The 12,915-nt window shown below is 69.8% G+C and carries 15 protein-coding genes; 10 read left to right on the top strand and 5 right to left on the bottom strand.

The window, feature by feature from the left end; genetic code table 11:
- The first annotated feature begins 113 nt into the window (after window positions 1-113).
- From POL25_RS37040 to POL25_RS37025, 4 genes are all read left to right on the top strand, one after another.
- Window positions 114-518, top strand: coding sequence for a hypothetical protein (locus tag POL25_RS37040; protein WP_272091083.1), 405 nt, complete (start codon window positions 114-116; stop codon window positions 516-518).
- Between the two features lie 689 nt (window positions 519-1,207).
- A complete protein-coding gene (locus POL25_RS37035) occupies window positions 1,208-1,756 on the top strand; it encodes a YceI family protein (protein ID WP_272091082.1) in 549 nt (182 codons plus the stop codon).
- 5 nt (window positions 1,757-1,761) lie between these two features.
- Entirely contained in the window at window positions 1,762-2,160 is a 399-nt protein-coding gene (locus POL25_RS37030) for an OsmC family protein (protein ID WP_272091081.1), read from the top strand.
- 24 nt (window positions 2,161-2,184) lie between these two features.
- Window positions 2,185-3,093, top strand: a complete 909-nt coding sequence (locus tag POL25_RS37025) for a pirin family protein (protein WP_272091080.1) — start codon at window positions 2,185-2,187, stop codon at window positions 3,091-3,093.
- Window positions 3,094-3,297: 204 nt separating this feature from the next.
- Here POL25_RS37025 and POL25_RS37020 read toward each other — a convergent pair whose 3' ends face one another.
- Entirely contained in the window at window positions 3,298-4,032 is a 735-nt protein-coding gene (locus POL25_RS37020) for a hypothetical protein (RefSeq protein ID WP_272091079.1), read from the bottom strand.
- A gap of 380 nt (window positions 4,033-4,412) precedes the next feature.
- On the opposite strand from POL25_RS37020, the gene POL25_RS37015 reads away from it, so the two are divergent.
- The 3 genes from POL25_RS37015 to POL25_RS37005 all read left to right on the top strand — a co-directional run bounded on the left by POL25_RS37015 (window position 4,413) and on the right by POL25_RS37005 (window position 5,982).
- Window positions 4,413-4,544, top strand: a complete 132-nt coding sequence (locus tag POL25_RS37015; protein ID WP_272091078.1) for a hypothetical protein — start codon at window positions 4,413-4,415, stop codon at window positions 4,542-4,544.
- A gap of 204 nt (window positions 4,545-4,748) precedes the next feature.
- Window positions 4,749-5,495: a hypothetical protein gene (locus POL25_RS37010; protein ID WP_272091077.1), complete on the top strand. Its 747-nt coding sequence runs from the start codon at window positions 4,749-4,751 to the stop codon at window positions 5,493-5,495.
- 22 nt (window positions 5,496-5,517) lie between these two features.
- Window positions 5,518-5,982: a hypothetical protein gene (locus POL25_RS37005; RefSeq protein ID WP_272091076.1), complete on the top strand. Its 465-nt coding sequence runs from the start codon at window positions 5,518-5,520 to the stop codon at window positions 5,980-5,982.
- A 3-nt stretch (window positions 5,983-5,985) separates the two neighbouring features.
- Here POL25_RS37005 and POL25_RS37000 read toward each other — a convergent pair whose 3' ends face one another.
- Genes POL25_RS37000 through POL25_RS36990 form a run of 3 tightly spaced genes read right to left on the bottom strand, consistent with a single transcriptional unit; the run spans window position 5,986 to window position 9,094 of the window.
- Complete coding sequence (locus POL25_RS37000) at window positions 5,986-6,366, bottom strand: RidA family protein (protein ID WP_272091075.1); 381 nt, start codon at window positions 6,364-6,366, stop codon at window positions 5,986-5,988.
- 38 nt (window positions 6,367-6,404) lie between these two features.
- Window positions 6,405-7,748, bottom strand: a complete 1,344-nt coding sequence (locus POL25_RS36995) for an amidohydrolase family protein (RefSeq protein ID WP_272091074.1) — start codon at window positions 7,746-7,748, stop codon at window positions 6,405-6,407.
- A 17-nt stretch (window positions 7,749-7,765) separates the two neighbouring features.
- Window positions 7,766-9,094 carry an amidohydrolase gene (locus POL25_RS36990; protein ID WP_272091073.1) on the bottom strand — a complete coding sequence of 443 codons (1,329 nt, stop codon included), beginning with the start codon at window positions 9,092-9,094 and terminating at the stop codon, window positions 7,766-7,768.
- Between the two features lie 309 nt (window positions 9,095-9,403).
- Between POL25_RS36990 and POL25_RS36985 the strand changes: the two genes are divergently transcribed.
- Genes POL25_RS36985 through POL25_RS36975 form a run of 3 tightly spaced genes read left to right on the top strand, consistent with a single transcriptional unit; the run spans window position 9,404 to window position 12,174 of the window.
- A complete protein-coding gene (locus POL25_RS36985; protein WP_272091072.1) occupies window positions 9,404-10,564 on the top strand; it encodes a thioredoxin domain-containing protein in 1,161 nt (386 codons plus the stop codon).
- A gap of 3 nt (window positions 10,565-10,567) precedes the next feature.
- Entirely contained in the window at window positions 10,568-11,521 is a 954-nt protein-coding gene (locus POL25_RS36980; RefSeq protein ID WP_272091071.1) for a prenyltransferase, read from the top strand.
- Window positions 11,518-12,174 carry a ferrochelatase gene (locus POL25_RS36975; protein WP_272091070.1) on the top strand — a complete coding sequence of 219 codons (657 nt, stop codon included), beginning with the start codon at window positions 11,518-11,520 and terminating at the stop codon, window positions 12,172-12,174. The genes POL25_RS36980 and POL25_RS36975 overlap by 4 nt, the downstream gene beginning before the upstream one ends.
- A 94-nt stretch (window positions 12,175-12,268) precedes the next feature.
- Here POL25_RS36975 and POL25_RS36970 read toward each other — a convergent pair whose 3' ends face one another.
- On the bottom strand, window positions 12,269-12,898 hold the full coding sequence (locus tag POL25_RS36970; protein WP_272091069.1) for a hypothetical protein: 630 nt from the start codon (window positions 12,896-12,898) through the stop codon (window positions 12,269-12,271).
- Between the last annotated feature and the right edge of the window lie 17 nt (window positions 12,899-12,915).

Raw genomic sequence — 12,915 nt, 5'->3', positions numbered from 1 at the left:
CCGCAGGTGCACCGGCGTTGGGTCTGCCCAGGAGCGATGCCGATGCTACCGTCCCGCTCGCGAGGGGAGCCGCGATGAATCACGACCGGTCGATGCGAGGGATGTGGGCTGCGGTGATCATCATCATGGTGGCTGCGTGTACAGGGGCTCCGGTCGAGAGAGCTGCCGCGGGGCACGAGGCAGAGCCCGCTAGCGCGGTCCCGGCGGTGCATGAGGTCGCGGCGCCGGTGGTCCCTGTAGCCGCGGCGTCGGTGGTGACGGCGATGGGGCGCGACGCGTGCGACTCGTTGCCGATCGATTGCGTGCGGGCGATCGCCTCGCGGCAGGAGGAGGGGCAGACCATCGTGTACATCACGCCCGCCGAGACGGGACGCGTCCGGATGGGGCAGTGGGTGCATTGTGAGAGGAAAGACCGGCCGCCGTCGCCGCCGTGCGAGGTCCTCGACATCGTCGACGCGGGGATGCTCGAGGCGCGTTGCGGCGATGCAGCACCGACTTGCCCGCCGCCCCCGTCGTGAACATCCCAATAAAAGCCACGACCTGATGTGCGAGCCTGCGGTCCCTGGACTCCCGCGATGATGCGCATCGCGGCCGTGCTGTCGTTCGTCGTGAGACGTCGCCCGAGGAAGCGAGGCGGCAGGTGTCGGGATCCTGCCGGCGTTACGGGGCGCTCGAGCGTGACGACGAGCCGCCAGAAGGACACGCCGTGAATGACGCGAGACGGCGGGTGTCGGGCGGCCAGCCCTGGCCGTCCGACGCCCGCTCATGAACCTGTCCCGGAGGACATCCGCCAGCGGAGCCCACGACGGCGGGTCGGCCCCTCACGGCTGCAGCCGTGCCAGGGGTCCGGGGAAGGGTCGGTCGCGAATACGAGGCAGCATGAGCGCGAGGCACGAGCGCGCATGCAGACGCTGAACTCGCGACCGACCCTTCCCCGGGCCCCCCGCGAGGCGCAGTCGGCAATTCGCGAAGCAGGACAGCAGGCCCGTCGCGGTCCGGTCGCCCCGCAGGCTCACCGCCCGGAGCACGAAAGTAAGCACTGCGCCGATGGCCCGGCAGCCTCACCACGACGCGAAGCACGATCGCGGGCGCTAGCGAAGCGACCGCCGCGTCAGGACAGCGCCGCGCGATTGTTCGCCCGAGAGCAACAATCGGTTCGCCGCGCGAGGGCTAGTGGTCGGCGCGGGCGGGGCTCACCCTGGGATCCATGACGACTGCCTCGAACACCGCCACCCGCTGGAACATCGACCCCTCGCACTCGAGCGTCGGCTTCAGCGTCCGCCACATGATGATTACCAACGTCCGCGGTGAGTTCAAGAAGTTCGCCGGCGAAGTGGTGCTCGACTCGCAGGATCCGTCTGCTGCTCGCGTCACCGCCACCGTCGAGATCGGCTCGATCCACACCCGCGAGGAGCAGCGCGACGCCCACCTGCGCAGCGCCGATTTCTTCGACGCCGACAAGTTCCCCACCATGACCTTCGCCTCCAAGCGCGTGACCCGCACGGACGACGGCTACGATTTGGTCGGCGACCTGACGATCCGCGACCAGACGCGTGAGGTCGTGCTCAAGGTCGAGGACGTCACCGGCGAGACCGCCGACCCGTGGGGCAACACCCGCATCGGCGCGTCGGCCAAGACCAAGATTCGCCGCTCCGAGTTCGGCATCACATGGAACGCCCTGCTCGAGCTCGGCGGGGCGATGGTCGGCGACGAGGTCACGATCAACATCGAGGTCTCTCTGGTAAAACAGAAGTGAGACCCATGACGATCCGCTCGACGAACGAGAGCCCCCCGCAATTCCGCCAGGTCGTGTCGATCGACGCGCACACGCTGCACGCCGACGTGAGCGGCGCGCTCGGCGGCGCGGCCTCGGCCCCTGGCCCGCACGACCTTTTCGACGCCTCGCTGGCGACTTGCAAGGCCCTGACCGCCTGCGTCTACGCCAAGTCGCGGGGCATCGCGCTCGAGCGCGTCACGGTCGAGGTCGAGCGTGACGACTCGCAGGAGCGCCAGGGCACCTACGTGCTGAACGTCAAGCTCGGCTTCGAGGGCGCGCTCAGCGACGCCGACAAGCACAAGCTGCACGAGACCGTGCTGCGGTGCCCGATCCACAAGTTGATGACGACGGCGACGGTGGAGATCCGTCAATCGCTGGCCTGACCTTCGGGCCACGGGAGTGTGACCATGCAAGCAGACGAATCCACGGACACGGCGATCGAGCTCGAGATCGCGGCGCGCACCCGGCAGCTCGACGCGTTCGAGGTCGGTCGCGTGCTGCCGGCGCCGGCGCGGCGCATGGTCGGCCCGTTCGCGTTCTTCGATCACATGGGACCGGCGCACCTCGAGGCGGGCCTGGGGATGGACGTGCGGCCGCACCCGCACATCGGCCTGGCGACGGTGACCTACCTGTTCGACGGCGAGATCCTCCACCGCGACAGCGTGGGCTCGCTGCAGGCGATCCGGCCTGGCGCGGTCAACTGGATGACAGCCGGTCGGGGGATCGTGCATTCGGAGCGCACGCCCGCGGAGTCGCGCGCGCAGGGGCCGAGGCTGCACGGGCTGCAGCTGTGGGTCGCGCTGCCGCGCGCGGCCGAGGAGTCGGAGCCGGCGTTCTCGCACCACCCGGCCGAGACGATCCCCGAGCTCTCGAGCCCCGGCGTGCGCCTGCGCGTGCTGGCTGGCTCGGCCTACGGAGTCACCGCGCCGACGCCGATCGCGTCGCCGCTGGTCTACGTCGAGGCGCTGCTCGAGCCGGGGGCGAAGTTCGAGCTGCCGCCGGCGACCGAGCGGGCGGTGTACGTGGTCGAGGGCGAGCTGCGCAGCGGCGACAGGATCGTGCCGCCGCGGACGATGGCGGTGCTGAGGCGCGGGGCGGTGGAGCCGCTGACAGCGACGGTGCCGACGCGGGTGGCGCTGATCGGCGGCGAGCCGCTCGAGGAGCCGCGCTACATCTGGTGGAACTTCGTGTCGAGCTCGCAGGACCGCATCAAGCAGGCGGCCCAGGAATGGAAGGAGCAGCGCTTCGCCCGGGTGCCCGGCGACGAGCTCGAGTTCATCCCGCTGGTCGACGAGCCGAAGTTCGCGCACGCATGAGTCCCGAGGGACATGCCTGAAAGGGCATGTCCCTCGTAACATGTCCCTCGGGACATTCGCATAAGTGCAGGGCGAAGAGGGCGAAGTGCAGCTGCGATCCGGCGATCGCGGCTGCGCTGGCAGGCTGCCCTTGTTCTCGAAGTGCGCGTCGATGCTTTCAAGGGCGGCGGGCGTCCATCGGACGGCCTGCCGCGAAGCGCGTCGCTACGGGATGATGCAGACCCCGACGTCCTCGAGGCCCGCCGGGGCCAGGCCCATCTCGTACCAGGCGACGCACTGCATCTGGTACTGCACGCACGGGTCGGCGAGGTCGGTGTCGCAGAAGGGCGAGCAGCAGGCCTGACCGTTGCAGCCGGCCACGTACGGGCCGGAGAGGCAGATGTTGCCCGGGTCGCAGCCGTTGCCGTAGATGCAGCCGTCGCCGACCTTGCCGGTGTTGCCGGAGGCGTCCGGGGCGCAGGCGAACTGGTCCTCCACCGGCACGCACACGTTGTCGGCGCCGCAGAAGGCCTTGATCAGCGGGTCGCACTTGGCGGTGCATTGCGGGATGTCGTCGACGACGATGCACACCTGGTTGGCGCCGCATCCGTCGCAGGCGTCCTCGGGCGGCTCGATGAAGCTGCCGCTGTCGTCGCTGGTGTCCGAGGTGATGAAGCTGCCCGAGTCGCTCTCGGTGTCGGAGTCGCTGCTCGGCCAGTCGGAGGTGGAGGGCCGGTCGGTGGTCTCGTCGACGCCGGTGGTGGTGACGCTGGTCGTGCTCGAGGGCTCGTCGCCGGTGGTGCCGGGGTCGATGCTGTCCGCGGTCGCTTTCGTGGCGCTGCCGGTGGCGCCCTCGGTGGGGTCGGTGCCGCCGCTGCTCGAGGTGTCGTCGCCGGGCGGCTGACTGCTGTGGCCCTGGCTGTTGCCGCCGGCGGGCTCGCAGGCGCCGGCGAAGCACATGAGCCCCGGGAGGCACTGGCCCTGAATACAGGGGCCTGTGTTTTGACCCGCCATCGGTCCGGCGGTCAGCGGGCTCTCGGAGTCGCTACAGGCGACCGACAAAAAAGCGAAGACTGAGAACGAATACGCGCAAAATGTCCGCATGCGGAGGCAAGCTATCACGACCGAAAATCGAGGCAATGACGCTGATGTCGCAAATCCGGGTTGGAGCGCCCAAAGCCGGATGCCGGCAGGCTCGACGCTATCGTGAGCCCGACGGCTTCGAGGGGTCGTCGAGAGAGCTGAACTCGAATCGAGTGACAATCGTTCCGGCTCGGGCTCATAGGTCCACAAGGACCAGGAGCGCGTCTCCTGCCCGAGACGGTCTTGAAATAGAGTTCGTGGCGGTCCTCGAGGCCGAGTCGGTCGGCCTCCGTGTCATCAGAGAACTGGCCCTTGATGTTTTCGAGCTCGCTGTCGAGGACGCGCGGGACGAGGTCACCGAAAGTGAGGCAGTCGACAGGATGGGGTGACGATGTCGGGCGCGCGACAAGCCGTAGCTTCGAGACGGCAGCCTTCGCCTCGAAGCTGTTCAGAGATGAACCACAGCTTCGAGCTCGACCTTGAGGGCAGGCGCGCCTTCGAATGCGAAGGAAGATTCCAGACCGAACAAGATCCATGCGCAGGATCACGGACGGCGACTTGGCGTGATGGATCGCAAGTGATAGGATGGATTTATGTCGCGCCGCAGCCGAGAGGACGCGCCGAGCGTCGTCCCACCCGACCGGTTGCTGCTTGAGCTGGATGGGCCTGGTCTCGAGCCCAGTACCGTGAAGACCGCGACGCTTCTCGAACTCGCGGCTGCGTTCTTCGCACTCGTCGAAGCCAATGCGGAGATGCAGGAGAAGTCTCTCGATCTCGTCGGGCTTGAAGTGTTCAACAAGTGCGTGGCGATTGCAGCCAAACCGAGCGACCTCCGGTTCGCGCGCGAGATGGCTGAGCTTTCGCGTCGGCAGATCGGTGGTTCAGAAGAGCTACCGCGCGGGACAAAGGAGCGCGTGGACCGGGCGCGGAACGCCATGCGACGTCTCGCTCCAGGGGAAGTTGCGCGAGTCCAGATCGCGACATGGAGCAGACCCCTCAAGGCGATCGAACAAGATGTAGCTCCTCCCCTCGATTCCTTGCTCTCCATCCGCGCGCGGCCGATACGGATAGGTGGCAAGCAACCTATTATCCGGTTTGAAAGTCGGTTAGAGGAAGACTTTTCTCTGCAGACGGATCAGACGACCGCCCGCAAATTAGGGCCTTACCTGTACCGCGAGATCGAAATCGAAGCGAAGGTCTCACGTGACCTCGACGGTACGATCGCAACGGGTAGACTCATGAACTTTGAACCGCTCGACGAAGACGTGGATCCGCAACGCGTATGGCGCGACTGGTACCGCGCTGTGAACGACCCCGAGAAGGGACGGCTCGATGGGTGATTTGGCACTGCCTTCGACTGCCATGGTCGATACCGGAGTCTTTATGCGATTCCTCGGTGAACGACCCGAGGAACCCGTCTCTCGCGAATGTGTCAAGTTTTGTCAGGCGATGTGCAGTACGGGTCGTGAGCTCTTTGTGGCTGCACCGACGATCGCCGAGTTGATGCGCCAGAGGGGGCAACCGATTCCTCATGTGAAGGGGATCACCGTCGTTGCGTTCGACGAGCGGGCAGCGACGATTCTCGGCTTACGCATGCCGATGGCAAAATTGCACGCCGTCAAGACGAGCACGGGCCTCAGTCATACTTACCTCAAGTATGACGCGATGATCGCCGCCTGCGCGCTCCGCTGCAACGCGAGCACGATGGTGGCGATCGATGGCGATCACGTAGCCTTACTACGTGATCTCGCGGTCGCCGTTCGGCACCCGAAGGATTTCCTCGACAAACAAGGTCGATTTGCTTTCGAGGACGAGGCGTCGGATTAGGGCTCACAGGTGCGCGACGGCTTCGATCTCGACCTTGAAGTTGAAGGGCAGGCGCGACACCTCGATGCAGGTGCGGGCGGGGATCTTCGGGCCGGGGAAGAAATGGGCGTAGGCCTTATTAAAGGCGGCGAACTGGCCCATGTCGGTGATGTAGGCGGTGATCTTCAGCACCTTCTCGAGGCTCGAGCCGGCCTTCTCGAGGGTGCGGCGGAGGTTGTTGAGGGTCGCGTGGGTCTCGGCGACGAGGTCCCCGGGGGTGATGCCGAGGGACTCGACGTCGACGGCGGCGTGCCCCGAGGTGAAGATGAAGCCGTTGTGGTCGCGGTGCCACGAGAAGATCGGGCCGTGCTCGAGCTGGTGGGGGCTTCTATGATGACTCGTCATGGGGACCCTCGATCTATACCGCGAGGCGGGCGGGGGCGTCACTTTTGCGGTGGTGCCGCGGTGGTCGCGGTGGTCGCGGCGGCGCCGGTGTCGGGGCGAGGGCGCGCGTTCGAGTTCGTCGATGGCGCGGCGGCGCCGAACTTGTCGAGGCTGCGGTAGCGGTCGCGCAAGAGGGTCTGGCGCGAGACCATCGGGATCGCGCGGCCGCGGACGAGCACGTCGGTGGGCCGACTGCTGAGCTCGAGTGGGTCGCCGCTCCAGACGACGAGGTTGGCGACCTTGCCGACGGCGACGCTGCCGTGCGTGGTGCCCTGGCCGTAGGCGAGGGCCGGCTCGAGGGTGATCGCGCGCAGGGCGGCGGCCCAGGGCAGGCCGTTGGCGACGGCGATGCCGGCCTCCTGGGTGATGTTGCGGAGGTTGTGCGAGTCGTCGAGCCAGGCGATGACGACGGGCACGCCGGCGGCGGCGAGCAGGGCGGCGGTGTCGAGGCGGGCGCCGAGGGTGTCGAAGCTGCCCGGGAGGTTGCGCGTCGGCTGCAGCACCACGGGCACCTTGGCGGCGGCCAGCTCGGGCGCGACCTTCCACGCCTCGGAGCCGCCGACGATCACGAGCCGCAGCTTGTACTCCTTGGCGAGGTCGAGCGCGGCGAGGATGTCGCTGGCGCGGTCGGCGGACAGCGTCAGCGGGATCTGTCCGGCGAGCGCCGGCTGCAGCGCCTGCAGGTCGAGCGCGTGGGCGGCGAACGGCCGGGTCTGGGCCCGCTCGTAGGCGTCCTTGCGGCCGCGGAACACCTGCGCGTCGGTGAGGACCTCGTGCAGCTTGGCCAGCGCGGCCGCGCGCGAGCCCCCGTAGCTGTGGCCGAGGTTGCCGTCGATCGCCACGCCGGCCTTGCTCAGCGCGCCGCGGTGGTCGCCGTGCACGAGGTCGACCCACGCGACCTGTCCCGAGAGCAAGCCGCCCGCGGGCGCGACCGCGGCCGTGGTGACGCCGCCGATCGCCTGGACCTGGATCAGGCTCGACTCGGCGTTGAAGGCCCGGCTGGCGTCGTAAGCGGCGCGCACCGGGTGGTCGCCGCCGCGGGCGTCGTCGTGGGTGCTGCCCTCGAGGTCGATCTCGACGAGGCCGAGCTGGTTGTCGCTGGCGACCAGGCCGGGGGTGATGATCTTGCCACGGGCGTCGACGAGCGTGACCCCAGAGTTGCTCGGGGCCGTGAGCTCGGGGCCGCCGACGGCGGCGAACTTACCGTCGCGGATGATGATGGTGGCGTCCTCGACGACGGTGCCGTCGCCGACGTGGAGGTCGCCGCCCTTGACGAGCGTGACCGCGGCCGGGGCGGCCGGCGACTTGAGGGCGAGGACCGCGACGAAGAGGATATGGCTCATGGGACAGGTCCTCTCGGTCAGTTCGCAGCGGACATGTTGGAAGGGACAGGTGAGACCGGGGCCGGCGGGGCGGCGCCGGGGTTGTAGCCGAGCTCGAAGTCGGTGCCGGGCTCGAGCTCACCGCGCAGGTAGACCGGCTCGCCGTCGATGTAGACCTGCTCGGCGCGGGTGTAGACGCTGAACGGGCTGCCGGACCAGACGACGAGGTCGGCGCGCTTGCCGGGGGTGAGGGTGCCGACCTCGTGGTCGATGCCGAGGGCCCAGGCGGCGTTGGCGGTGAACCACCGCAGGGCGTCGTCCTCGCTGATGTCGACGCCCATCCGGCGGCCGGCGTGCATGGCCTTGGCGGCCTCTTGATTGAGGCGCTGGATGCCGCTCGGGCTGTCGGAGTGGATGATCGAGCGGCCGCCGGCGGCGTGCAGCAGGGCGGCGTTCTCGAGGATGCCGTCGAAGGCCTCGGCCTTGAAGCCCCACCAGTCGGCCCAGACCGAGGCGGCGGTGCCGGCGGCGGCCAGGCGGTCGGCGATCTTGTAGGCCTCGACGGCGTGATGGAAGCTGCGGATCTTGAAGCCGTAGGTGGCCGCGAGGTCGAGCATCTGCGTCATCTCGTCGGCGCGGTAGCAGTGGTTGTGGACCAGGATCTCGCCCTTCATCACCAGGCCGAGCGTCTCGAGCCCGAAGTCGCGGGTCGGCGGCTGCGGCTCGTCAGGCGGCTTGCCAGGCTGGCCGTCCTTGCCGGCCGGCGCAGGCTTGTCCTTGTTCTTGTCCCACTCGCCGTGGTCCTTGCGGTACTTGGACCAGGTCCGCTCGTACTCCTTGGCCTTCTGGAAGGCGTCGCGGAAGCCGGCGAGGTTGCCCATGCGCGTCTTGGGGCCGGACTTGTCGCCGTAGACGCGCTTGGGGTTCTCGCCGCAGGCCATCTTGAGGCCGTAAGGCGCGCCTGGGAACTTGACGTCGTCGACGCTGCGCGCGTCGGGCAAAAACCGCACGGTCACGCTGCGCCCGCCGATCAGGTTGGCCGAGCCGGGCAGGATCTGCGCCGTCGTCACCCCGCCCGCGCGGGCCCGATCGATCTGCGGGTCCTGCGGCCAGTAGCCGTCCTCCGCGCGCACGTGGGCGGTGGTCGGCGCGCTGGCCTCGTTGCCGTCGCTGTGGCCGTTGAGGCCGGGGGCCGCGTAGACGCCGAGGTGCGAGTGGGTGTCGATGACGCCGGGGGTGATGGTCTTGCCGGCGGCGTCGACGACGACGGCGCCGTCGGGGGCCTGAAGTCCAGGGCCGACAGCGGAGATCCGGCCGCCGACGACGAGGAGGTCGGCGCGCTCGAAGATGTCGCCGGCGGCGGTCATGACCCGCGCGTTGCGGAAGAGGCGCGGCGGGCCGTCGCTGACGACGGCGGGCGCGGCGGGGCGATTTGCGACGTCGGGTGCGGACGCGGTGGGGTCGCTCGGCGGCTGCGGCGGAGCGCCCCGCGTGCACGCGAGAAACAGGACGAGGCCCGAGGTAACAGGCCAGCGAAGGCGACGCGAGCTCACGCGCCGAACCTACGCCGGAGGCAGCGGACCCGGCAATCGCCGCGCGGCGGCCGGGACGTGTGTTTGACCCCGGTCCGCGGCGGTGGCGGCGGACGACGGCCGCGGATATCCTTCGCGCCGCTCATGCATGTTCGCACCCTGATCGGTGCCGCGGCGCTCGTGTTCGCGGCTGGTTGTCTGTCCGAGCGCGGCAAGCCGCCCGCCAACAAGCCGCAGGTCGCCGCGGCGGGCGCCACGGCCTCCACGACGAAGGCGCCTTCGGGCCCGCCGGCGATGCGCGCCGCGACCGCCCCGGGCTCGTCGCTGTGCGAGCAGGCCTCGCTCAAGCTGGCGCCCGGCTCGGTGGTCGCGCACATCGACGGCGTCGACGTCAAGCTCGAAGACCTCGGCGATCAGCTGGCCCAGGCCGAGAACAAGGCGCTGCGGCAGTACTGCAGCGAGGTCTCGCGGGTGCGCGACGCCGCGCTCGAGAACTTCGTGCAGCAGAAGGTGCTGACCGCCGCGGCCGAAAAGGCGGGCAAGCCGATCAACGAGTACGTGCAAGGGCGCATGGAGTCGGCGGTGCCGACCCCGAGCGACGCCGAGATCGAGGCGTTCTACAGCGCCCGCAAGTCGCCCGACGCGCCGCCGCTCGACCAGGTCCGCGACCAGGTGATCCAGGCGATCAACGCCGAGAAGTCGGAGCAGGTGTTCACCACGATGCTCGGCGAGCTGCGCGCGACGGCCTCGATCGACAAGCGGCTGCCCGACGTGCGCCCGCCGGCGCTCGAGCTGGCCGCGACCCACTCGCCGTGGCTCGGCAGCGCCGAGGCCAAGGTCCAGGTGGTCGAGTTCTCCGACTTCGAGTGCCCGTACTGCTCGCGCGCGGCCGACACGCTCAAGGAGCTGAAGACCAAGTACGAGGGCAAGCCGGTCCAGTTCGTGTTCCGCCACTTCCCGCTGAGCTTCCACGCGAACGCCCGCCCGGCCGCCGAGTACGCCCAGTGCGCGCACGAGCAGGAGAAGTTCTGGCCGCTGCACGACGAGATCTTCGCGGCCCAGCGCGAGCTGTCGACCGAGAAGCTCAAGGAGCTGGCCGGCAAGGTCGGGCTCGACCAGGCCAAGCTCGACGAGTGCCTGACCCGCGTCGGTCCGCTGGTCGAGGCCGACATGAAGATCGCCAGCGAGGCAGGGGTCGGCGGCACGCCGAGCTTCTACATCAACGGCCAGAACTTCGACGGCAACCCCTCGGTCGCCGGCCTGTCGGAGGCGATCGACGCCGAGCTGGCCCGCGCCCAGGGCTGACGCATGCACCCGGCCTTCGCCTCGCCGCTGCGCCGGTGGCTCCACGCGGTCAAACCGGCGAGCTGGCCCAAGGTGCTGGCTCCTGCGATCTTGGGACAGGTCCTCGGGGCCATGTCCTCGGGGACATTTGATTTCGCCGCCGCGGTCGTCGGCCTGACGTTCGCGGTGTTCGCCACGATCTACGTGGTGCTGCTCAACGACTGGTTCGACGCCGACGTCGACGCGCTGAAGCGGCGCATGTTCCCCGAGGCGGGCTCGCCGAAGACGATCCCCGACGCGATCCTGCCGGCCGAGAGCGTGCTGCTGGCGGGCGCGGGCTTCGGGGTCATGGCGCTGGCGGTGGCGCTGGGCGGCGAGCTGTTCCTGCCGGGGCGGCCAGGGCTGATGCTCGGGGCGGTGACCGGGCTCGGGCTGCTGCTGGCCTACTCGGCGCCGCCGCTGCGGCTCAACGACCGCGGGGCCGGCGAGTTCGTCGAGGCGCTCGGGGTCGGGGTGCTGGTGCCGTGGTGGAGCGCGTACGCCCAGAGCGGCGAGCTGGTGTCGCCGTGGTACGGCTGGGCGCTGCCGGGGCTGGCGCTGCTGGCGTTCGCGTCGGCGGCGGCGAGCGGGCTGTCCGACGAGGAGAGCGACCGCCGCGGTGGCAAAGCGACGCTGACGACGATGTACGGCAACCGGGTCGCGCGCCGGGCGGCCGAGTCGGCGGCGTTCGCCGGCCTTATCGCCTGGATGTTCGCGGTGCGAGCCAGCGGCGGCGAGTTCCCGCTGATCCCGGTGCAGATCGCGGTGCTGGCGGCGGCGCTGCCGTGGCGGGCGCTGACCCGCGAGAGCCCGCACGCGCTGACCGGCTGCTTCAAGGCCCAGGGCCGCTACAAGACCGCGCTGCACCGGCTGATCTGGGGCGCGTCGCTGGCGCTGGCGCTGGCGCTGGTGCTGCTGCGCCTGGCGGGGTGGGCGTGAGCTGGCCGGGGCGCTCGCTCGACCCGTCGCGCGCGCGCAGCCGCAGCCCGGAGGAGGTCGTCGCCCTGGTGGCCGCGGGCGCGCCGGCGGCCCCCGAGCTGCTGGCGACGCTGCGCGAGATCGAGGCGGCGTCGGCGGCGGCGTTCCCCGCCAATATCTTCTGGGACACGGAGCTGCTGGCGGCCGAGCTGCTGCGCGCGGGGCCGGGCGAGCGGGCGGCCCTGGGGCGCCAGATCGCCGGGCTGCAGGCGCTCTACGGCCAGGCGACGGTGATCCGGTTCCGCTACGTGCACGATTTCCTCTACGGTTACGACTGGGCCAAGTGGATCGGGCGCGAGCCGGAGGAGCGGGCCGGGGTCGGGCCGTTCGCGCCGGCCTTCATCGATCATCAGGAGCGCCGCGCCCGCGAGCTCGAGCAGCTGATCGCCGACGACGACGCGGTGTACCCCAGCTTGCCCGAAGGACAGGTGCGCAACCCGTTCCCGTTCTCGCGCGAGCCCGAGGCCGAGGCGCTGCTGCTGGCCGACCTGGCCGCCGGCGGGCTGCTGCCGGTCGAGGCGTGGGACCCGGCCGCGTCGCCGCGCTGGGACCGACCCTACGCCGACCTGCGGATCGAGCGGGCGGCCGCGCTGGGGCTGCTGCTGCCCGAGTAGCGCGATGACTGGCTGTTCGGACATGCGCGAAGGGGCATGCTCGGAGGAGCATGCCCCTTGGGACCTGTCACGAAGGACAGGCGACCGCGGCGGGTCACAGGCCGGACTGGCGCTGCTTCTCTTTGAGGCCGGTGACCTTCTTCTCGAGGTCCTCGACGAGCTTCTGCTGGTCGGCGTAGTTCTTCTCGACGACCACGCCGCGCTTCTCGGCGAGCTCGATCTGGTCGGAGGTGCGGGCGTTCTCCTTGACCTTCTTCAGCCGCTCGAGGAAGACCCCGCGCTGGGTCAGGTCCTTGCGGGCGATGTCGAGTTTCTTCTCCCAGTAGCCGATCTCGGCGGCGGCGCTGGGGAAGCTGGTCGGCTCGGGCTTGGGCTTCTTCGGCGGGGCGAGCGAGTCGGACTTGGGCCCGACCGGGAGCAAGGCCGGGTTGACGCGGGCCTTGCCGTTGCCGCGGTGCGGGTCGAACTCGCGGGCGCCGACGCCCAGCGCGTGCGCCTCGGGGCCGCCGCCGCTCTGGGCGAGGCTGGCCTGCTGGCCGGCGCCGCCACCCCGACCCTTGCCGCCGGACCCGGCCGCGCCGCCCGTCGTATCACCGCCGGGCCAGAAGATGAGGAGCGCCGCGACCACGAGGATCGCACCGCCCACGATCAGCGCCCACAGCGCGCCACCCTGGGCGGACTCGGGCGAACTCGCGGTCGTCGGCTTGGGACCAGGTTCGGTCATATGCGGGCGAGAATAGC

The sequence above is a fragment of the Nannocystis bainbridge genome, assembly GCF_028368995.1.
GTDB lineage: Bacteria > Myxococcota_A > Polyangia > Nannocystales > Nannocystaceae > Nannocystis > Nannocystis bainbridge.
This window is presented reverse-complemented; position numbering and strand designations above follow the sequence as displayed.

What these genes read in the sequence shown, in the direction of transcription:
- POL25_RS37000 (WP_272091075.1), bottom strand. Translation starts at nt 6,366, where the DNA reads ATGACGAGTCATCATAGAAGCCCCCACCAGCTCGAGCACGGCCCGATC.
- POL25_RS36990 (WP_272091073.1), bottom strand. Translation starts at nt 9,094, where the DNA reads ATGACCGCCGCCGGCGACATCTTCGAGCGCGCCGACCTCCTCGTCGTC.
- POL25_RS37020 (WP_272091079.1), bottom strand. Translation starts at nt 4,032, where the DNA reads ATGTGCTTCGCCGGCGCCTGCGAGCCCGCCGGCGGCAACAGCCAGGGC.
- POL25_RS37030 (WP_272091081.1), top strand. Translation starts at nt 1,762, where the DNA reads ATGACGATCCGCTCGACGAACGAGAGCCCCCCGCAATTCCGCCAGGTC.
- POL25_RS36995 (WP_272091074.1), bottom strand. Translation starts at nt 7,748, where the DNA reads ATGAGCCATATCCTCTTCGTCGCGGTCCTCGCCCTCAAGTCGCCGGCC.
- POL25_RS36985 (WP_272091072.1), top strand. Translation starts at nt 9,404, where the DNA reads ATGCATGTTCGCACCCTGATCGGTGCCGCGGCGCTCGTGTTCGCGGCT.
- POL25_RS37005 (WP_272091076.1), top strand. Translation starts at nt 5,518, where the DNA reads ATGGTCGATACCGGAGTCTTTATGCGATTCCTCGGTGAACGACCCGAG.
- POL25_RS37035 (WP_272091082.1), top strand. Translation starts at nt 1,208, where the DNA reads ATGACGACTGCCTCGAACACCGCCACCCGCTGGAACATCGACCCCTCG.
- POL25_RS37025 (WP_272091080.1), top strand. Translation starts at nt 2,185, where the DNA reads ATGCAAGCAGACGAATCCACGGACACGGCGATCGAGCTCGAGATCGCG.
- POL25_RS37010 (WP_272091077.1), top strand. Translation starts at nt 4,749, where the DNA reads ATGTCGCGCCGCAGCCGAGAGGACGCGCCGAGCGTCGTCCCACCCGAC.
- POL25_RS36970 (WP_272091069.1), bottom strand. Translation starts at nt 12,898, where the DNA reads ATGACCGAACCTGGTCCCAAGCCGACGACCGCGAGTTCGCCCGAGTCC.
- POL25_RS36980 (WP_272091071.1), top strand. Translation starts at nt 10,568, where the DNA reads ATGCACCCGGCCTTCGCCTCGCCGCTGCGCCGGTGGCTCCACGCGGTC.